20 protein-coding genes are annotated in these 19,515 nt (G+C 60.9%); 13 read left to right on the forward strand and 7 right to left on the reverse strand.

What is annotated here, in order from left to right:
• The first annotated feature begins 98 nt into the window (after positions 1-98).
• Complete coding sequence (locus HFO71_RS02160) at positions 99-467, forward strand: response regulator (protein WP_221987508.1); 369 nt, start codon at positions 99-101, stop codon at positions 465-467.
• 122 nt (positions 468-589) lie between these two features.
• Here HFO71_RS02160 and HFO71_RS02165 read toward each other — a convergent pair whose 3' ends face one another.
• The 3 genes from HFO71_RS02165 to HFO71_RS02175 form a co-directional block, all read right to left on the reverse strand.
• A complete protein-coding gene (locus HFO71_RS02165; RefSeq protein WP_017961378.1) occupies positions 590-793 on the reverse strand; it encodes a hypothetical protein in 204 nt (67 codons plus the stop codon).
• Positions 790-1,455, reverse strand: coding sequence for an acyl-homoserine-lactone synthase (locus tag HFO71_RS02170; protein WP_077978843.1), 666 nt, complete (start codon positions 1,453-1,455; stop codon positions 790-792). The genes HFO71_RS02165 and HFO71_RS02170 overlap by 4 nt, the downstream gene beginning before the upstream one ends.
• 145 nt (positions 1,456-1,600) lie before the next feature.
• Positions 1,601-2,326 (reverse strand): LuxR family transcriptional regulator, encoded by a 726-nt coding sequence (locus HFO71_RS02175; protein WP_077978842.1) that lies wholly within the window; start codon positions 2,324-2,326, stop codon positions 1,601-1,603.
• A 123-nt stretch (positions 2,327-2,449) separates the two neighbouring features.
• On the opposite strand from HFO71_RS02175, the gene HFO71_RS02180 reads away from it, so the two are divergent.
• Both HFO71_RS02180 and HFO71_RS02185 read left to right on the forward strand, forming a co-directional pair.
• Positions 2,450-2,644 carry a hypothetical protein gene (locus HFO71_RS02180; RefSeq protein ID WP_017961375.1) on the forward strand — a complete coding sequence of 65 codons (195 nt, stop codon included), beginning with the start codon at positions 2,450-2,452 and terminating at the stop codon, positions 2,642-2,644.
• Positions 2,645-2,980: 336 nt separating this feature from the next.
• Positions 2,981-4,906, forward strand: a complete 1,926-nt coding sequence (locus HFO71_RS02185; protein ID WP_221987511.1) for a DUF5054 domain-containing protein — start codon at positions 2,981-2,983, stop codon at positions 4,904-4,906.
• Positions 4,907-4,924: 18 nt separating this feature from the next.
• On the opposite strand, the gene HFO71_RS02190 is transcribed toward HFO71_RS02185, so the two are convergent.
• Both HFO71_RS02190 and HFO71_RS02195 read right to left on the reverse strand, forming a co-directional pair.
• Positions 4,925-5,164: a DUF2934 domain-containing protein gene (locus tag HFO71_RS02190; RefSeq protein ID WP_025395376.1), complete on the reverse strand. Its 240-nt coding sequence runs from the start codon at positions 5,162-5,164 to the stop codon at positions 4,925-4,927.
• 24 nt (positions 5,165-5,188) lie between these two features.
• Positions 5,189-5,395, reverse strand: a complete 207-nt coding sequence (locus HFO71_RS02195; protein WP_131639544.1) for a hypothetical protein — start codon at positions 5,393-5,395, stop codon at positions 5,189-5,191.
• A 360-nt stretch (positions 5,396-5,755) separates the two neighbouring features.
• Here HFO71_RS02195 and HFO71_RS02200 point away from each other — a divergent pair, with 360 nt between their 5' ends.
• Positions 5,756-6,139 carry a BRA0787 family protein gene (locus tag HFO71_RS02200; RefSeq protein WP_025395374.1) on the forward strand — a complete coding sequence of 128 codons (384 nt, stop codon included), beginning with the start codon at positions 5,756-5,758 and terminating at the stop codon, positions 6,137-6,139.
• Positions 6,140-6,359: 220 nt separating this feature from the next.
• On the forward strand, positions 6,360-6,773 hold the full coding sequence (locus tag HFO71_RS02205; protein ID WP_168258890.1) for a DUF4174 domain-containing protein: 414 nt from the start codon (positions 6,360-6,362) through the stop codon (positions 6,771-6,773).
• 62 nt (positions 6,774-6,835) lie between these two features.
• Here the strand turns inward: HFO71_RS02205 and HFO71_RS02210 are convergent, their stop codons facing one another.
• On the reverse strand, positions 6,836-7,546 hold the full coding sequence (locus HFO71_RS02210; protein WP_168258891.1) for a GntR family transcriptional regulator: 711 nt from the start codon (positions 7,544-7,546) through the stop codon (positions 6,836-6,838).
• Between the two features lie 266 nt (positions 7,547-7,812).
• Between HFO71_RS02210 and HFO71_RS02215 the strand changes: the two genes are divergently transcribed.
• From HFO71_RS02215 to HFO71_RS02245, 7 genes are all read left to right on the forward strand, one after another.
• Positions 7,813-8,901 (forward strand): ABC transporter ATP-binding protein, encoded by a 1,089-nt coding sequence (locus HFO71_RS02215; RefSeq protein ID WP_168258892.1) that lies wholly within the window; start codon positions 7,813-7,815, stop codon positions 8,899-8,901.
• Between the two features lie 54 nt (positions 8,902-8,955).
• Positions 8,956-10,254, forward strand: a complete 1,299-nt coding sequence (locus HFO71_RS02220; RefSeq protein ID WP_131664658.1) for an ABC transporter substrate-binding protein — start codon at positions 8,956-8,958, stop codon at positions 10,252-10,254.
• A 215-nt stretch (positions 10,255-10,469) separates the two neighbouring features.
• On the forward strand, positions 10,470-11,384 hold the full coding sequence (locus HFO71_RS02225) for an ABC transporter permease (protein ID WP_003561140.1): 915 nt from the start codon (positions 10,470-10,472) through the stop codon (positions 11,382-11,384).
• A 1-nt stretch (position 11,385) separates the two neighbouring features.
• Positions 11,386-12,207, forward strand: a complete 822-nt coding sequence (locus tag HFO71_RS02230; RefSeq protein WP_025395369.1) for an ABC transporter permease — start codon at positions 11,386-11,388, stop codon at positions 12,205-12,207.
• Between the two features lies 1 nt (position 12,208).
• Entirely contained in the window at positions 12,209-12,943 is a 735-nt protein-coding gene (locus tag HFO71_RS02235; RefSeq protein WP_168258893.1) for an aspartate/glutamate racemase family protein, read from the forward strand.
• A gap of 220 nt (positions 12,944-13,163) precedes the next feature.
• The gene (locus HFO71_RS02240; protein ID WP_131666328.1) at positions 13,164-13,652 is read left to right on the forward strand and encodes a heme-degrading domain-containing protein; all 489 of its coding nucleotides are present in this window, start codon (positions 13,164-13,166) and stop codon (positions 13,650-13,652) included.
• A gap of 1 nt (position 13,653) precedes the next feature.
• Positions 13,654-14,040, forward strand: a complete 387-nt coding sequence (locus HFO71_RS02245; protein ID WP_094088714.1) for a hypothetical protein — start codon at positions 13,654-13,656, stop codon at positions 14,038-14,040.
• 111 nt (positions 14,041-14,151) lie between these two features.
• Here the strand turns inward: HFO71_RS02245 and HFO71_RS02250 are convergent, their stop codons facing one another.
• Entirely contained in the window at positions 14,152-15,411 is a 1,260-nt protein-coding gene (locus tag HFO71_RS02250; protein ID WP_168258894.1) for an AGE family epimerase/isomerase, read from the reverse strand.
• 169 nt (positions 15,412-15,580) lie between these two features.
• On the opposite strand from HFO71_RS02250, the gene metH reads away from it, so the two are divergent.
• Positions 15,581-19,354 (forward strand): methionine synthase, encoded by a 3,774-nt coding sequence (metH, locus tag HFO71_RS02255; RefSeq protein WP_221968259.1) that lies wholly within the window; start codon positions 15,581-15,583, stop codon positions 19,352-19,354.
• Positions 19,355-19,515 lie beyond the last annotated feature (161 nt).

Consider the following 19,515-nt stretch of genomic DNA (forward strand, 5'->3'; position numbering starts at 1 on the left):
ATCTGTGGACGATGCATATTTCGTTGGCAGCCACTGGAACCTTCTCGCGCGGGCTACACTTATCCAAGTCACATTCCGCATGAAGAGGGCGATCGCAGATGGTGGCTTCGAACAGTGCCGTGGTGCTCATCGTGGAGGACGAGCCGCTGATCCGGTTCAATATCCTCGATGTGCTGGAAGAGGTCGGTCATGTGGCGCTGGAGGCGGCGAATGCCGACGAGGCTCTGGTGGTGCTGAAGGGCAGGCAGGATGTCGATATCCTGTTCACCGACGTCAATATGGCGGGTTCGATGGACGGTCTCCAGCTTGCCAATCGGGTGAGGGCGATGCGGCCGAACATCGGCATCATCATCACCTCGGGCATGGTGCGGCTCGATCCGATGGTGCTGCCCGCCAATACCGCCTTCCTGCCGAAGCCCTACATGCACGACACGCTGATTTCGACCATCGATTCCCTGATGACGTAACGGCAATACCCTGATGACTGGACAGGGGCGCGCAGCCGCAAAACGGGGACTGTTTTTGCGGCTGCGCGCGAGGCGCCGGGAGACATGCTCGTCTTCAGGCGGGGCGGAGGGGAACCACACCCTCAGCTGAAGCTGCTCTTCAGCGCCTCGTTCTCGTGATGGGCCTTCTTCTCGTAGATCGTGAACAGCGCCATCGAAAGGAGATAGGAGAGGAAGGGATCCCCTATCTGCGTGGCGATGTCGCGGGATGCGAGAACATGGCGCTCGAGAGCGCCGATATCCTTCTGTATTGCGGTCTGCGTGGTGGTTTCAGCGAGGCGATTCATGCTGCCATCTCCAGGAATTGGGTCACGACCGAGCGGGCCGGCACGTGCCTGACATAAAGGGGTAGGGTGAGGCCGAGGGCGGCGCGCATCTTGCGCAGCACCCGGTCCGATACTTCGAAGGCGCCGCAGCAGACGGGGTATTTGCCGTAGCCGTCTGCACGGCCGAGTTCTTCCACTTCGGCGCCGGCGCGCTTGTAGACGCGCTTGAGGTAGGGCTCGTAGTTGGAAATCATCGTATGGATGCCGTGATCGAGCGCGCATTCGCAAAGCGCAAGCAGCATCATGGAGAAGGCGCGGCCGGCATCGACATTGGAGAAATCCTCGGCGATCGCCTCCTCGTCGATGCACATGCGCGTGCCTTCCCAGATGCCGGGGGCAATCAGATTGGCGGCATCGGGAAACGTCTCGCGGAAGACGTCGTAGAGAAGGGTCGGGCCGGTCGTCGGCATCAGGCGCATGCCGCCATAGAGGCGGGTGCGGCTATCGTTGCACCAGACGAGGTAAGCTGGGGCGAGCGAATCGTAGCTGTCGCGTTCGTAAGGGCCGATGACGGGAACGTCCCAGCCGAGCGTATCGGCGAAGACCTTCTTGCGCAGGCGAAACATTTGGTCGAGTACGGCAGCGTATTTCTGATACTCATGTGCCTGAATGATAACGAACATTTTGCCCTCCAGCGTTTTCAAGTTCGTGGAAAGCAGAATGGTTCAAGCGGGCCGGTTCGGAAATTCCCTCAGATGGGCCCCCTCAGATGAGGGGGGGGCGCATATCGCGCAAAAGTGTGCAGCGGTTTTGCGACAACGACATGCGCTAGGGATTGATGATGCGCAATTGCACGGCCCGCGAAGCGGCGGCCGAGATCGTGGCGCAGCCGAGTTTGAAGCGGGCGGTCTTCAGATAATCGCGCGTGGTGTGCTCCGATATGCCGAGGATCACCGAAATATCCTTGTAATCCTTGCCCAGCGCCGTCCAGTGCAGACATTCGATCTCGCGCGGCGACAATGCCGGCACCGGATCGTTTTCACCATGCAGCTCGTAGACGGCCTTGCGGTGGATGAGATGGGCGATCTCGATCCATTCGTTGCGGCAGCGGCGGACGAGTTCGGCCCATTCTTCCGCCGGTTTGCGGGCATTCAGCGACAAGAGCGCGCGGCGCTGCGCCTTGTCGGCAACGGGAATGGAGTAGCCGTTGCCGCCGATACCGTGCTTCTGGGCATCGACCAGCATGGCATAGGCCTCCGGCGTCGGCTCGACCTCGCTCCAATCGAAGGGCAGCTGGCGTTCGAAGCCCTGCTTGACGATCGGATCGACCTTCACATAGCTGTTCAGGAGGTAGCGGGAGACCCAGGCATCCGGGTAGGTGGTGCGCACGAAGGGCGAATCGATCTTGGCCGCGATCGTCTGGGCGAGATGGTAGGTGACGAAATCGAGGCCATATTCCGCCTGGAGAATGCGGATGGCGGCATCCACATTGGCCGCAGCCTTGATCTGTTCGAAAGCGGACTCGAACTTTTCGCTGTAGGTATTCTCAATCATTTCCACTGCCCCAATCCCCTCAATCCTACCGCGAGCGCTGTCATAAATACAAGGCATCCCCACATATGCGGGGAATGACAATCCGGGCCCCATCTGCTAGCGCCTTTCATGAGGAGACCTCATATGGACAGCAAGAGACCATTCGCGATTGCCGAATGCCAACAGGCCGCCAAGGGCCTGAAATCCAGCTGGCAGGACATGGCAGGCTCCGAAGCGCTGATCCGCGCCCTCGTTGCCGAACGCAACGGCGACACGCCGCTGGCGCTGTTCTGGACCGAGGTTCACCGGGCGCTCTGCCAGGAAACCAACGCCTTCTGATAATCGGCTTTCCCGAAAGGCTCAGGCTTTTCTCCTTGGCTAAACAGCGCACCACCCGGGCGCGGCAGCAAGGAAGTCCCGCCGCCTTTCTATGTAATTATCGATGAACACGTCTTCATTCTTGTCGCGATTCGATTCTACGATGAAAGCGTCGGACGATAGCGTTTTCGGATATATGGTTAATAAACCCGCACTATTTCATCGATTTGTGCCAAAATGGGTTGACGAAGAATTTGCGGCAGGAGCAATGGTGTTTGTGGAAACGGTTACACTCCTCACCTGTGCCGCCACTGGCTGCAGAATGTTTAGACTGTCATCACTGATGCGTGGAATGGAATGACTGAAAAGCGCGTGCATCTGGTCTTCAAGACCCATCTCGATATCGGCTTTACCGACCATGCCGAGAAAGTCCGCCGGCACTATCACGAGCGCTTCATTCCGCAGGCGATCGAAACGGGTAAGCATTTTCATGCCGAAAATCCCGACGAGCCAAAATTCATCTGGACGACGGGCGCCTGGCTGATCTGGGACCATCTGAATTCGCGCTCGGCGGGAGAGGTGGCAGCGCTGGAACAGGCGATCGAGCGCGGGCTGATCCGCTGGCACGGCCTGCCGTTCACCACCCATACAGAGCTGATGTCGCCCGACCTTTTCCGGGCCGGGCTTTCCTATTCGCAGGAGCTCGACCGGCGCTTCGGCAAGACGACGATCGCGGCGAAGATGACCGATGTGCCCGGCCATACGCTCGGCATGGTGCCGCTGCTTTCCGAAGCGGGCATCCGCTTCCTGCATCTCGGCGTCAATACGGCCTCATCACCGCCCGATGTGCCCGACATCTTCCGCTGGCGGGCGCCCGGCGGCGAGGAGGTGGTCGTCATGTACCAACGCTCCTATGGCGAGACCTGTTTCCCCGACGGTTTCGAGGACGGGCTGAGCTTTGCCCATACCAACGACAATATGGGGCCGCAGAGTGTACCGCAGACGGCCGAGGCCTATCGCGAATTGCGCGCCCGTGAGCCGGATGCGATCATCCGTGCGGCGACGCTCGAGGATTACGGCGCCATTCTCTGGAGCGAGCGCGAGCGTTTTCCTGTTGTTGAGTTGGAACTCGGCGACAGCTGGATCCATGGCAGCGGCAGCGATCCGGTGAAGACGGCGCGGTTCCTCGCGCTGCAGCGGCTCTACGACCGTTTCGCAGCGGATGGGCTCGACGCGCGTCGCCTCGCCTTCGGGCGCGGACTGGCGATGGTGGCCGAACATACCTGCGGCGTCGATATCAAATCCTATCTGCGCGACGACAAGGCATGGTCGCGGGCCGATTTCGAGGCCGCACGCCGATCCGATTACCGCTTCGCCTATACCGAAGCCTCATGGGACGAGCAGCGCGCCTATCTCGACCAGGCGGTTTCGGAACTCGACGAGACAAACCGGAAGGCGGCCCAGGCGGTGCTTGCCGAATTCGCCACGCCCGCCGTCATGGAGGGTAGTGGACGGGAGCTCCGCCTGCAGACCGGTGGCTGGTCGATCGCGCTCGACGGTGCGAGCGGCGATGTGGCCGAAATCACCTCGCCCTCCGGCCGGACGATCTCCGGCCGCAACGGCCCGCTGATCGCCTATCGATATGAGAGCTACGATGCCGGCGACGTTACCAGGCACATGGAGACCTACCTGACCCATCGCCAGGAATGGGCGGTGCTCGACCATGACAAGCCGGGGCTTGCCCGGTCGGGGGCAGCACTTTCGAAGGTTTTTCTTCCGAGGATGGAAGCGACCCAAGAGGCGGGGATCCTGCTGTCGATGCCGGCCGAGGCCGTGCAGACATACGGCGCGCCGCCGCATGTGATGCTGCATTTCACCGCCGAGGGCGATCGCCTCGACCTGCGTCTGACGTTGAATGACAAGCCGGCCAACCGCATGCCGGAGGCAAGCTTCCTCTCCTTCACGCCTGATGGTGCCGGGGACTGGAATTTCCGCAAGATGGGCCTCTGGCACCGATCGGGGAATATTGCGACAGGCGGCGGGGCGCAATTGCAGGCGGTGACATCAGCACGTGGTGATCTTGCCGATGGCCCGCTGACGATCGAAACCTTCGATGCGCCGCTGGTTGCGCCGCAAAGCTCGGATTTCATGACATTTTGCAAGACGCTGCCGGATTTTACCGCCGGCATCCGCTTCAATCTGCACAACAATAAATGGGGAACCAATTTCCCAATGTGGTGGCAGGGAGATTTTCAAGCCCGCTTCCGGCTCAGCCTGGGCTGAGCCGGCAAGAGGGAAGGGTCAGCCGGCCTTTGTCGAAGGATTGACCCAGTCCTGACGCGGCATTTCGGGCCGCTGCGGTTTCGGACGAAACTTCACTAGCACCTCGCGGCCATCGACGGAGGCCTGCGTGCGTTCCAGCGCATCGCGTTCGGCAACCGCTTGGCGCCAATGTTCGTCGTCGCGGCCATCAGGGCGGCCCTGTTCCTCCCAGATCGCGTAAGCTCTTTTGCTAATCCATTCGTGGCGTCTGTCGCTCATCTATCCGTTCCGTTCGACAAGGTGTTATTCGGCAATTCTGTCCTGCAGAACCGGTAGCCGGCGCTTGGCTGCCATCAGCAGGTCGAGCTCAATCGAGGAGGGCCCGAAACGGTTGAACAGACTTTCGGCCTGCTCGTTTCGGAGGCCGTATTTGGAGGCGAATTCATCAAGGCTATAGGGACGGCCGCGCAGGATTCTGCTCCGGCGCTCCGGTTCACGGATTTGCGTCATTGGTGGTAACCCCAGTCGGTTTGGCGAATGTGAGAACAAAACAGATTACAGCGCCAAAAGTTCCGTGATTTCGCAGCGATTTCTGCCCTTTGTGCCGTTCCGCACCGATGGCAGGCGGGAGGCAAAAATATTTGACGAATGGCGCATGCCGAGAAAATTTCCACTAAAACATGCAAGAATATCATGGCGTTATGGAATTCGCTTCCATGCGCGCTGATAAATGGGCTTTACCCCAGCGCGTTACTCTATAGAATCAATAGTGTTATTCGGTTCGCAGGGGCAGCAAAACGTTCCGTTCCCCGCGTTTGGCGCGACCGATACCGGAGGACTTTGGCTTCAACCCATCAAGAGGAGACAGACATGATGAATGCACTGCCGCCACTTCATGACGGCCACGCGCCGTTCAACCTCCAGCAGCTGTTTCGCGAAGCGCTCTACGCCTTCGAGGAATGGGACAGCGAATTGACCGAACCGATCGTGACCCACGAAGGACGGGTCATCCCCATCAGCTTCGTTTTCGAAGCCATGCGCGAATGCACCGACATCGTGCCGATGAACATCGTCGGCGCCGTCACCGAACGGCTGACCAAGCCGTGGGAGGGCGAAGGCCCGCTCGACCAGATGACCTTCTCGACGGCGGCGCGTGTCATGCGCGTTTTGGTGCGCAAGCGCCTTCACGTCACTGGGGCTGCGGATCTCGTCGCCGTTTCGGCCCACGCGTCCGAAGACCAGGGTCGCGACTGACAAAGTGAGGATCGCGGCCATGGCTGCGATCCTTTTCCGCTTTTTGGCGGAACCTCGCTTATTCCCAGCCGTTTAATTCGGCAGGCACAGCCCGCCACTACAGCGTCCTTTTCGAGAGTCGCAAAGAGCGCTGTAGAACTTCGAATTGCTGCATAATCTATCCTTAAATCGATCCCGATTTAAGAATTATGCAGTGGTGACGGGCGAGGAATGAAGCACCATGCTAAAATCTATTGTTCATGAAATCATCGGTACACCCAGGCGTGAGCCTGAGCTTCCGCAATCGCTCGAGCAGTTTCGCGACAGGAAACGGGTGCTGATCATCTTTGCCGATGCGCAAGATGACCGCGCGCTCATCCAGGACGAATGGCTGCGCAAGGCGCATATGCGCTTGATCGAGGAAGACATCGAGGTGTTCAGCATCGCCGGCGGCGGCGCCTTTGCGCTGTTCGACGATGACTGGGAACTCGATGCCGACGATATTCGCGATCGGCTGCAGGGACCGCCGTCCGGCGAGTTCGGGCTGATCCTGATCGGACGCGACGGAACCGTTAAGCTGCGCTCGAGCGAGCCGATGAGCGCCGAGGATATCTTCGCTGCCTTTGAGATGTTGCCGAAGAAGACGCCTTGGTAGCGTTTCGAGAGCCTGTTTGAAGCGGGCGCGGTGAAGCATCCGCGTCCCGCGTCTTTTCATGTTCAGAGTTCGAAGGCTTCCTTGAGGCCCAGGCTCTTGCGTTCGCGCAGGTCGAGATCTGCCTCGATATGGGCGATGTGATGCAGCATCAGCTGGCAGGCGCGGTCGAGTTCGTCGGCTTCGATCGCCGAGATGATGTTACCATGTTCGGAATGGCCGCAGCTCGATGCGGTCGACTGCCCGTAGAGCGCAATCACCAGAGACGAGCGGGCGACGAGCTCTTCCATGAAGCGCTGCATGATTGAGTTTCCCGATATGGCCGCCAGCATCAAATGAAAATCGCCCGATGCCTTGATTTCGGCGCGGCGCGCCGTCTGGCCACGCTCGCTCATCAGGCGGCCTTCTTCCAGCAGAAGCTGTCGCAGATCGGTAATGTCATCAGGCGTGATCCGCGCCGCTGCCTCGCGCAAAATGCCTGGTTCGACCAAGCGGCGGGCGGAAAAGATCTGGCGAGCCTCATCAGGCGAGGGGTAGGCGACGAAGGCGCCGCGGTTCTTCTCGACGCTGACAAGACCCTCATAGGACAGCGCCTGCAGGGCGGCGCGGGCAAGCGTGCGGCTAACGTTGAAGAGATTGCCGACATCGCTTTCCGAAAGCTTGGTGCCGGGCGAGAGCCTGCGCTCGACGATCGCTTCGCGAATGGCATCGCGGATCTGTTGCGCGCCTGTTTCGGCGGAGTCTTCGGCCTGCTGAGCCTTGGCGGCGGATTTCATGAAATTTATTTCCTGATGGTCGGCAAACCATACCCGGCTTCGCGGCAAAAGCGAAACAGAATTTGTGCCCGAATGGTGGCAAGATTGTATACGATGTTTTGCACAAATTGCGCACGATAGCCTAAATCATGTGCAGATAACGCTACGCCTATAGTTTACTCTCTCAATGGCGGTGTTGATAAAATCGTTATTTCGCAATGGCTTCCTTTAAGCAGCGGAGTTTGGCACGGCAGATGCATCGTCTTTTCCGAACAGGGGAAGGCATGATGTCGAAAGCGGCAGAGATCGATATAGTATCCGTTTCGAAGGTCTATGGCCCGACGACGGCGGTCCATGCGATCAGCCTGAAGATTCCGGCCGGCTCCTATTGCTGCTTCCTCGGCCCGTCGGGCTGCGGCAAGACTTCGACGCTGCGCATGATCGCCGGCCATGAGAGCATCTCGTCGGGCGATATCAGGCTCGGCAATGTCGTCGTCACCGATTTTCCGCCGGCCAGGCGCGGCACGGCGATGATGTTCCAGTCCTACGCGCTTTTCCCGCATCTCGATTTGATCGACAACGTCGCTTTCAGCCTGAAGATGAAGGGCGTCGACAAGCAACAGCGGCAGGCCAAGGCGCTCGAGATGCTGAAGCTGATGCAGATGGAGGCCTATGCCGCCAGGCGTCCGGCCCAGCTTTCCGGCGGCCAGCAACAGCGCGTGGCGCTGGCGCGCGCGCTGATCACCGATCCGGAAGCGCTGCTGCTCGACGAGCCGCTGTCGGCGCTCGATCCGTTCCTGAAGATCCGTATGCGCGCCGAACTCAAGAAACTCCAGAAGTCGCTCGGCATCACCTTCGTGCACGTCACCCACAGCCAGGAAGAGGCGATGGCGCTCGCCGACGTCATCGTCATCATGAATGACGGCCGGATCGAGCAGGCGGCAGCCCCGCGCGAGGTCTTCGAGCGTCCGGCGACGGCCTTCGTCGCGCGGTTCATGGGCGATCACAACGTGCTGTCCGGCCGGGTGACGTCGAGCGAGAACGGCGTGTTCGTCATGACCGTGCCGGAAGGCCAGAGCTTTTCCGTGCGCGGGACGGGCAGGGAGGTCGGCGAGCCCGTCGATATCGGCATCCGCACCGACCGCGTGCGCCTGCAGGTGGCGACCGAATGGACGCTCGGCTTCGACGGCATCGTCTCCAACATCGAATATCGCGGCTCTTCCGTGAAGATCACCGTTATCGGCGCCGGCAGCGACGACTTCACCGTCATCGCCGACGACGGCGACTATTTCGCCCGGCCGGTCGCCGTCGGCGACACCGTCTCGCTCAGCTGGGCGCTCGAGGACGCCGTGCTTCTCGGCCGCTCGTCCGCGTGAGCGATCACCATCAAGAACACTGAACCTTCCATATCCAAGAAAAGGGGAACTGACATGACGACTGAAACGACATCGACCAAGGCGGAGAAGGGACTTTCCCGCCGCACGCTGCTGAAGACGGGTGCTGCCGCCGTCGGCGCCATCGCCGGCTCCGGCGCCATCACCGGCTTTCCCACCATCTGGGCGCAGACGAACATCACGCTTCGCCAGTTCGGCACCGGCGTTTCGAACATCAATGCCATCGCCGAGAAGTGCAAGGCCGATCTCGGGATCACGCTGGAGATGACGGCGACCGATTCCGATGCCGCCGCCCAGCGCGCCGTCACCCAGCCCGACAGCTACGACATCGCCGACATCGAATACTGGATCGCCAAGAAGGTGTTCCCGACCGGCGTGATGCAGCCGATGGACGTCAAGAAGCTGAAATATTACGACAAGATCGTACCGCTCTTCATCAACGGCAAGCTGAAGCCGGAGAGCGTCATCGCGCAAGGCACGGCGCCGCACACGGTCGGCTTCGTCGAAGCGCAGGATTCCAAGAAATTCGCCAAGGAAGCGACACAGTGGATGACGATGGTTCCGACCATCTACAATGCCGACACGCTCGGTATTCGCCCCGATCTCGTCGGCCGCGAGATCACCAGCTGGGCCGACATCATGGATCCGAAGTTCAAGGGCAAGACCTCGATCCTCAATATTCCGTCGATCGGCATCATGGACGCCGCGATGATCATGGAAGCCATGGGCAACATCAAATATGCCGACAAGGGCAACATGACCAAGGAAGAGATCGACAAGACGATCGAATTCCTGATCAAGGCCAAGGGCGAGGGCCAGTTCCGCGCCTTCTGGAAGAGCTTCGACGAGTCGGTGAACCTGATGGCGTCGGGCGAAGTCGTCATCCAGTCGATGTGGTCGCCGGCCGTCGCCGCCGTCCGCTCCAAGGGCATCGCCTGCAAGTATCAGCCGCTCAAGGAAGGCTATCGCGCCTGGGGTGGCGGTCTCGGCCTTGCCTCGCACCTCAAGGGTGCGCAACTCGACGCCGCCTATGAATACATCAACTGGTACACATCGGGCTGGGTCGGCGGCTATCTCAACCGCCAGGGCTACTATTCCGCCTGCATGGACACCGCCAAGAACTTCATGACGGCGGACGAGTGGGGCTACTGGATCGAGGGTAAGGCTGCCACCGGCGACATCATGTCGCCCGAGGGCAAGGTCATGGAGAAGGCCGGCGCCGTTCGCGACGGCGGCTCCTTCGAAGCCCGCATGGGTGCTGTCGCCTGCTGGAACTCGGTGATGGACGAAGACCGCTACATGGTCCGCCGCTGGAACGAGTTCATCGCGGCCTAAGCGATTGTCGTTTTCCCCTCCCCAACCCTCCCCACAAGGGGGAGGGAGCCTGGAGAGGCGGTGCGGCAAGGACACTCCTTCCTCCTGTGGGGAGGAGGTTCGGAGGCGGCGCGGCAAAGATACTCCCTCCCCCTTGTGGGGAGGGTTGGGGAGGGGTCTTCTCGAGCCCTCTCTTTAACGACCGGACGAATGACGAGCTTCCGAAAGGGTAAGGGATGGCGACCATCGCAGCGGAAACGGAGGAGGATGGCCAGGGCGCGCGCGGCGGGCGCGGACTGAGGCTTTCCCCATCGGCGATATCCTATCTCCAGGCGACGCCGCTGTTCGTCATTCTCGGCTTGTTCTTCCTGCTGCCGATCGCCATGATCGCGGTCGTCAGCTTCTGGGACTACGACTTTGCCGGCCTCTATCCCGACTTCCTGACGATGAACTACACCGACACGCTCGGTTCGTGGGTGACGTGGAAGATCTATCTCAACACGCTGAAATTCACCGCGATCGTCTGGGCGCTGACGCTCGTCATCGGTTTCTGGGTCGCCTATTTCCTGGCCTTCCACATCCGCAAGACGTCGACGCAGATGATCCTCTTTCTCGTCTGCACCGTGCCGTTCATGACGTCGAACATCATCCGCATGATTTCGTGGATACCGGTGCTCGGGCGCAACGGCCTCGTCAATTCGACGCTGATCAAGATGGGCATCATCCCGCAGCCGATCGAATGGCTGCTCTATTCCGATTTCGCCGTCGTGCTCGCCATGGTGCATCTCTATACGCTGTTCATGGTGACGCCGATCTTCAATACGCTGATGCGCATCGACCGGTCGCTGTTCGAGGCGGCGCGCGATGCCGGCGCCTCCGGCTGGCAGGTGTTGTGGAATGTCGTCTTCCCGCTCGCCAAACCCGGCATGGCGATCGGTACGATCTTCGTCGTGACGCTTGTGATGGCTGACTTTTCGACAGTGCAGGTGATGTCCGGCGGCCAGAGCGCGTCGGTGGCGCTGATGATGAAGAACCAGATGTCGCTGCTGCAATATCCGGCCGCTGCCGCCAATGCCGTGGTGCTGCTCGCCGTCGTGCTGTTGATGGTCGCGGCCATCCTGCGCGTCGTCGATATCCGCAAGGAGCTTTGAGATGAGCCACGAAAAACGCGGCCTGGAATTCTATCTGCTGGCGCTCTTCTTCATCATCTTCGTGCTGTTCCTCTACGGGCCGCTTTCGGCGATTCTGATCCTCTCCTTCCAGGGTCCGGACGGCGGTCTGACCTTCCCGATGAACGGCGTTTCCACGCACTGGTTCTTCAACCTGTTCGAGAAGCAGGCGGTCGGCGATTTCGGCGCATCGTTCCGCCGCTCCTTCACCCTCGGGCTAATGGTGATGGTGGTGACCGTCGTCGTCTCGCTGCTCGCCGGCCTTGCCTTCCGCCGCCGTTTCCGCGGTTCGACGGCGCTCTTCTACGCCACGGTCGCAAGTCTCGTCGTGCCGTCGATCATCATCTCGCTCGGCATCGGTGTCGTCTTCCAGGAAGGAGGGCTCAAGCCCGCCTGGTATTCGTCGGCCTTCGGCGCCCATCTCACCTGGACGCTGCCCTTCGGCGTGCTAATCATGTTTGCCGTCTTCAACCGTTTCTCGCCGGCCTATGAGGAGGCGGCGCGCGACCTCGGCGCCAGCTCCTGGCAGACGTTCCGCCACGTCGTGCTGCCGATGATCGCCCCGAGCCTGGTCGGCGTCGGCCTGTTCGGCTTCACGCTCTCCTATGACGAATTCGCCCGCACGCTGATGACATCAGGCACCTACAATACGCTGCCGCTCGAAATCTACGGCATGACGACCAATGTCACGACGCCGGTGCTCTATGCGCTCGGCACGGTGACGACGCTGTTTTCCTTCACCATCATTCTCGTAGCGCTCGGCATCATGACGATGCTCAGCCGGCGGCAGGCAAAGATTAACTGACATGCGCATCCTCATCGTCAATCCGAACACCACGGCCTCCATGACCGAGAAGGCCGCCACCGCCGCGCGTGCGGTGGCGGCATCCGGCACGGAGATCGTCGCGGCCACCTCGCGCATGGGGCCGGTTTCCATCGAAGGGCATTACGACGGAGCCTTAGCGATCCCCGGCCTGCTCGCCGAACTCAGGGAGCGGCAGGCGGTGGGTTATGACGCGGCTGTCATCGCCTGTTTCGACGATACCGGGCTCGAAGCGGCGCGGAGCTTTGCCGATGTGCCGATCCTCGGGCTTTGCGAATCCGCCGTGGTGACGGCGGGTTTCCTGGCGCAGCGCTTCACCGTGGTGACGACGCTGGAGCGCTCGCGGGTGCTGATCGACAATCTGGTGCGCCGCTACGGCATGGGCGACCGCGCCAAGGTGCGCGCTTCCGATATCCCGGTGCTGGAGCTGGAAGATGCGGCCTCCGGCGCGATCGGCAAGCTGAGGACCGAGATCGAGCGGGCGCTTTTGGAAGACGGCGCAGAGGCGATCGTGCTCGGCTGCGCCGGCATGACCGATCTGGCGCGCGAGCTGCAGGATATCTACGGCGTGCCTGTCGTCGACGGCGTCGCCGCCGCCGTCAAGCAGGCCGAGGCGCTGGTGTCGCTCGGGCTTTCCACCAGCAAGCGCGGCTCCTACGCCTCGCCGTTGCCGAAACCCTTCATCGGGGCGATGAGCGGTTTCTCGCCGGTCCTGTGACCGTTTCGAGATGCTGACGCCGAAGCTCTGACGAAGAGCATTTCCGTTTTCTTCGAGTGACGAAAATGCTCTATCTCATTGTCTTCGCGCAATTCCGGACGCAAGACCGCCGCGCAGTTTTGCTGGAGTTGCTTCAGGGGTAGGCCCAAGTTTTTGCTTTACTTTTTTGCTCTCCGCGAGAATGGTCTGCACGGATCATCGCGCAAGAGGAACGCTCATCATGACAATCGAGGACGATCTCAGCCGGATCGTGGAGCAGGAGAAAGTGCTGAGCTTCGACGCCTTCGACCTGACGACGGCATGGCAGCTCGGCAAACTCCTGCAGGAACTCGCCACCGAGCGCGGCCTCGGCATTGCGATCGACGTGACCCTGCATTCGATGCCCGTTTTCTATGCGGCACTTCCAGGTGTGACGCCTGATAACGTCAACTGGGTCCGGCGCAAGCGCAACATGGTGCTGCGTTATTTCCGCAGCAGCTATGCCTCCGGCCTGAAGCTGCAGAAGGACGGTAAGACGGTCGAGGATAACGGACTTTCCGGCGCCGACTATGCGCCGCATGGCGGCAGTTTCCCGATCAACGTCAAGGGTACCGGCTGTATCGGCGCCGTCACCGTCTCGGGACTGCCGCAGCGTGACGACCACAATCTCGCGGTCGAGGCGCTGGCGCTGATGCTCGCCAAGGATCTGGATACGCTGCGGCTCGCCTGAGATGGCTGCAATTTCCGGCAAGCGCCGCATGGGTGATGGCTACGAGCCGCATGTCGATGATATCGATGGAAGGCTGATCTATTCGCTTCCCGTCGATTCCGGCCATGTCAGCCTGTCGTTCGAATATGAGATCGAGGCCGGCGATCTGGCTGTGCTGCTCGATGACGCCTATCGCCGGGCGGTCCTGCATTGGGTTCTTCACACCAAGCTTCAGCGCACGATCACCGGCATGGCCGTGGAGATATCGCAAGCCGATTTTCGTGCGCTCTTGTCGGAGATATTGCATTCGCCGATCGACGACGTGGAGCGGATGATCGAGGCCGTGAACCGCCAGCACAATATTCGTTTGCAACATTATATTCGTCTGGATCTGGCGCAGGAGCGCTGACAATGCTTTTCGCTCGTCATGCTCGGCCTTGTGCCGAGCATCTGCCGCGCTATCCGTAGATCCTCGGCACAAGGCTGAGAATGACGTCTCTTGCCGGTGAGGCCGTTCGCCTCAGAGCTTGCCGCCAGCCTCAGTGATGCCCTTCGTCAGGCTGCCCGTCGCCGGGAAAAGCGGGATGAGACAGGCCTGCAGCGCGTGGTAGATATCGCCCTTACCGGGGAAGAGAGAGTGAGAGGGAACGAGATCCTCCGTCAGCTCCTCATGCCAGCCGCCGTTCTTGTGGTCGATGAAGGCGCGCTCGATCACGTTCCAGATCTTGCGGTAACTCTCTTCATGGAAATCGCTCGGCAGGTGCTCGTTGAGGAAATGTGCGGCAGCCGCACCTTCGCAGGCTGGCCACCAGAGCTTGTTGCGCTTGGCAGGCTTGTCGTCCCAATCGAGCGTATAGAAGAAGCCGCCCTTGTCGTTGTCCCAGCCGAGCGCCATGGATTGCGCGAACAGCGCCTTGGCCGCATCCGGCATCCACTCGATCCGTTTGCCGCCGAGCGCCCAAAGCTGCAGGATGAGGCGGGCCCATTCCAGCCAATGACCGGGCGTCGTGCCGGCCGGGCGGAACATTTCATTCGAATGATAGTAAGCCTTGTCGAGATTCCATTCGGCATCGAAATGCTCGGCGACGCGCCAGTCGACCGAACCCGCCGCGCGGCGGATAACGAGATCGGCGATGCTTTCGGCCCTGGTCAGGTATTCCCTGTCGCCGGTGGCTTCGAAGGCCGCCATCAGCGCTTCGGTCAGGTGCATGTTGGAGTTCTGGCCGCGATAGGCACCGCCGTCGAGCGGCTGCCAGTCGGCGGTGAATTCCTCGGCGATCGCGCCGTGCTTCGCTTCCCAGAATTTTGTGTTGAGGATCTCGGTGATATCGGCGAGCATGCCGTCGGCAAGCGGATGGCCGATCGTCTTTGCCGCTGAGGCGGCGAGCAGCACGAAAGCATGGCCATAGCCCTGCTTGTTGGAATCGACCGGACCGTCATTGTTGAGCGACCAGAAATAGCCGCCGTTTTTCCGGTCGCGATGATGGTTCCAGATATAGTCCATGCCGTGGTCGACGACGTCGGAGGCTCCGGGGCGGCCGAGCAGCGCGCCGATCGAGAAGCAATGCACCGCGCGCGCCGCGATATGGATGCCGCGGACCTGGCCATCGGCGTCGAGAGGCCTACCTTCGTCGTCGAGATCGTAGAAGCCGCCCTTTAGGTTGACCGAATAGTGCTGGAAGAAATCGAAGAGACCGTTCGCCTGGGTCAGCAGCCAGCCGCGGTGATAGGCGCGGGTCGTCCAGTTTCCAAGCACGGCGTTGACGGTTGCGGGTGCCATGATGCTCCTCCGATTTCGTGCACAAAGCGTTGTAAGCGCCTATATAGGCGTCGTGCGAGTCTGTCATCCGGCGAGATTTGCAAAGCACGAAATCGACAGGCATATATTGACATAAAGATATCTTTATGTGATGTGGAAGTCTGGTCTTACGACGTCAAGGAGCCCTCCCGTGTTTGACAATCTCTTTGGTCCGGAAACGGGCAAACGTGACGGCAGTGAAGTTTTCGCAGCTTTGAAACAAGCCGCGAGCGAGCGCATCCTTGTTCTCGACGGCGCCATGGGCACGCAGATCCAGGGGCTCGGCTATGACGAGGACCAGTTTCGCGGAACGCGCTTCATCGGCTGCGCCTGTCACCAGAAGGGCAATAACGACCTTCTGATCCTGACCCAGCCGGATGCGATCGAAGAGATCCATTACAGATACGCCAAGGCCGGCGCCGATATTCTTGAGACCAACACCTTCTCCTCGACCCGCATCGCGCAGGCCGATTACGAGATGGAAGGTGCAGTCTACGACCTCAACAAGGAAGGCGCCGAAATCGTGCGGCGGGCAGCACAGCGTGCCGAGCGCGAGGACGGCCGCCGCCGTTTCGTCGCCGGCGCCATTGGGCCGACCAACCGTACCGCCTCGATCTCGCCTGACGTCAACAACCCGGGTTTTCGCGCCGTGACCTTCGACGATCTGCGTTCCGCCTACGGCGAGCAGATCGACGGGCTGATCGACGGTGGCGCCGACATCATCCTCATCGAGACGATCTTCGACACGCTGAACGCCAAGGCTGCGATCTTCGCCTGCGAGGAGCGCTTCGAGGCCAAGGGCGTGCGCCTGCCCGTGATGATCTCGGGCACGATCACCGACCTTTCCGGCCGCACGCTGTCCGGCCAGACGCCATCTGCCTTCTGGAACTCGGTGCGCCATGCCAATCCCTTCACGATCGGGCTCAACTGCGCGCTCGGCGCCAATGCGATGCGCCCGCATCTGCAGGAGCTTTCGGGCGTTGCCGACACCTTCATCTGCGCCTATCCGAATGCCGGCCTGCCGAACGAATTCGGCCAGTATGACGAAACCCCGGAGCTGATGGCGGCGCAGATCGACGGCTTCGCCCGCGAGGGCCTCGTCAACATCGTCGGCGGCTGCTGCGGCTCGACGCCCGAGCATATCAAGGCGATCGCCGAGACCGTTGCGAAATACAAGCCACGGCCGATTCCCGAGCATCGCCCGTTCATGTCGCTGTCGGGTCTCGAACCCTTCGAGCTGACCAAGGACATTCCCTTCGTCAATGTCGGCGAGCGCACCAACGTCACCGGCTCGGCCCGCTTCCGCAAGCTGATCACCAATGCCGATTTCACCGCAGCGCTCGATGTCGCCCGCGACCAGGTCGAGAACGGCGCCCAGGTGATCGACATCAACATGGACGAGGGGCTGATCGATTCCGAAAAGGCGATGGTCGAGTTCCTCAACCTGATCGCCGCCGAGCCTGACATTGCCCGCGTGCCTGTGATGATCGACTCGTCGAAATTCTCGATCATCGAATCCGGCCTGAAGCGGGTCCAGGGCAAGCCGATCGTCAACTCGATCTCGCTGAAGGAAGGCGAGGAGAATTTCCTCGCCCAGGCGCGGCTGCTGCATAATTATGGTGCCGCCGTCGTCGTCATGGCCTTCGACGAGACGGGGCAGGCGGACAGCTACGAGCGCAAGGTGGATATCTGCACACGCGCCTACAAGCTGCTGACCGAAAAGATCGGCTATCCGCCCGAGGACATCATCTTCGATCCGAATATTTTCGCGGTCGCGACCGGCATCGAAGAGCACAATAATTACGGCGTCGACTTCATCGAGGCGACGCGGACGATCCGCGAGCGCATGCCGCTGGTGCATATTTCGGGCGGCGTCTCCAACCTGTCCTTCTCGTTCCGCGGCAACGAGCCGGTGCGCGAGGCGATGCACGCCGTGTTCCTCTACCACGCCATCCAGGCGGGCATGGACATGGGCATCGTCAATGCCGGCCAGCTTGCCGTCTACGACAATATCGATCCCGAGCTGCGCGAGGCCTGCGAGGACGTGGTGCTGAACCGCCGGCCTGATGGTACCGAGCGGCTGCTCGAAGTGGCGGAGAAATTCCGTGGCGGCGCGGCACGCGAAGGCCGCGTCCAGGATCTTTCCTGGCGCGAATGGAGCGTCGAGAAGCGTCTCGAACATGCGCTGGTCAACGGCATCACCGAATATATCGAGGCCGATACCGAGGAGGCGCGCCAGCAGGCTGCAAGGCCGCTGCACGTCATCGAAGGGCCGCTGATGGCCGGCATGAACGTCGTCGGTGACCTGTTCGGCTCGGGCAAGATGTTCCTGCCGCAGGTGGTCAAGTCGGCGCGCGTGATGAAGCAGGCGGTGGCCGTGCTGCTGCCCTACATGGAAGAGGAAAAGCGCCTCAATGGCGGCGAGGAACGCCGGTCGGCCGGCAAGATCCTGATGGCGACGGTCAAGGGCGATGTGCACGATATCGGCAAGAACATCGTCGGCGTCGTGCTTGCCTGCAACAATTACGAGATCGTCGACCTCGGCGTCATGGTGCCGGCGACGAAGATCCTCGAAACGGCGATTGCCGAAAAGGTCGATGTCATTGGCCTTTCCGGCCTGATCACGCCGTCGCTCGACGAGATGGTGCATGTCGCGGCCGAAATGGAGCGGCAGGGCTTCGAGATCCCGCTGTTGATCGGCGGGGCAACGACCAGCCGCGTGCATACGGCCGTGAAGATCCATCCCGGCTACAACAAGGGGCAGACGATCTACGTGACCGATGCGAGCCGCGCCGTCGGCGTTGTCTCGGCTCTGCTGTCGCCGGATAGCCGCCAGGGCTATGTCGACGATATCCGCGCCGAATATGCCAAGGTGGCGGCTGCCCATGCGCGTAGCGAGGCAGAGAAGGTGCGGCTGCCGTTGCCGCGAGCCCGCGAGAATGCCCACAAGGTCGACTGGTCTGCCTACCAGCCGAAGAAGCCGCAATTCTTCGGCACGCGGGTGTTCGAGGATTACGATCTGGCCGAGCTTGCCAAATATATCGACTGGACGCCGTTCTTCCAGACCTGGGAATTGCGCGGCCGTTATCCTGCCATTCTCGAAGACGAGAAGCAGGGCGAGGCGGCGCGCGCGCTCTGGGCCGATGCGCAGGCGATGCTGAAGAAGATCATCGACGAGAAGTGGTTCCGCCCGCGCGCCGTCATCGGCTTCTGGCCGGCCGGCGCGGTCGGCGACGATATCCGGCTGTTCACGGACGAGGGCCGCAGCCAAGAACTGGCTACTTTCTACACGTTGCGTCAGCAGCTTTCGAAGCGGGACGGGCGGCCGAACGTGGCACTTTCCGATTTCGTGGCGCCGGTTTCAAGCGGCGTTGAGGATTATGTTGGCGGCTTCGTGGTGACGGCCGGCATCGAGGAAATCGCCATCGCCGAGCGTTTCGAGCGGGCGAACGACGATTATTCGTCGATCCTCGTCAAGGCGCTGGCCGACCGCTTCGCCGAAGCTTTTGCCGAGCGTATGCATGAGCAGGTGCGACGCGAATACTGGGGCTATGCCAAGGACGAGACGCTCAGCAAAGAGGATCTCATTACCGAAGCCTATGCCGGCATCCGTCCTGCGCCCGGTTATCCCGCCCAGCCCGACCACACCGAAAAGGCAACGCTGTTCAAGTTGCTCGACGCTGAAAAAGCGGCCGGCGTGAAGCTGACGGAGAGTTATGCGATGTGGCCCGGTTCCTCGGTCTCCGGCCTCTATATCGGCCACCCCGACTCCTATTATTTCGGCGTCGCCAAGGTGGAGCGCGATCAAGTCGAGGATTATGCGGCGCGCAAGCAGATGGCGGTGTCTGAAGTCGAGCGCTGGCTCGGGCCGGTGCTGAACTACGTGCCGCGCAAGGCCGAAACCGAGATCGAGGATGCGGCGTAATCAGCCGTTGGCATCGTCCGCTGACAAAGTGATTCAAGAAATGAGGAAGCCGGAAAGTGATTCACTTTCCGGCTTCATGTTTTTGAAAATGAATGTGAAAATCATATCGTAGAACTTAATCTGGAGCAGGTCTCACAAAAAATTGCTGCGGTTTCGCGGTA

The organism is Rhizobium laguerreae, assembly GCF_019778565.1.
GTDB lineage: Bacteria > Pseudomonadota > Alphaproteobacteria > Rhizobiales > Rhizobiaceae > Rhizobium > Rhizobium laguerreae.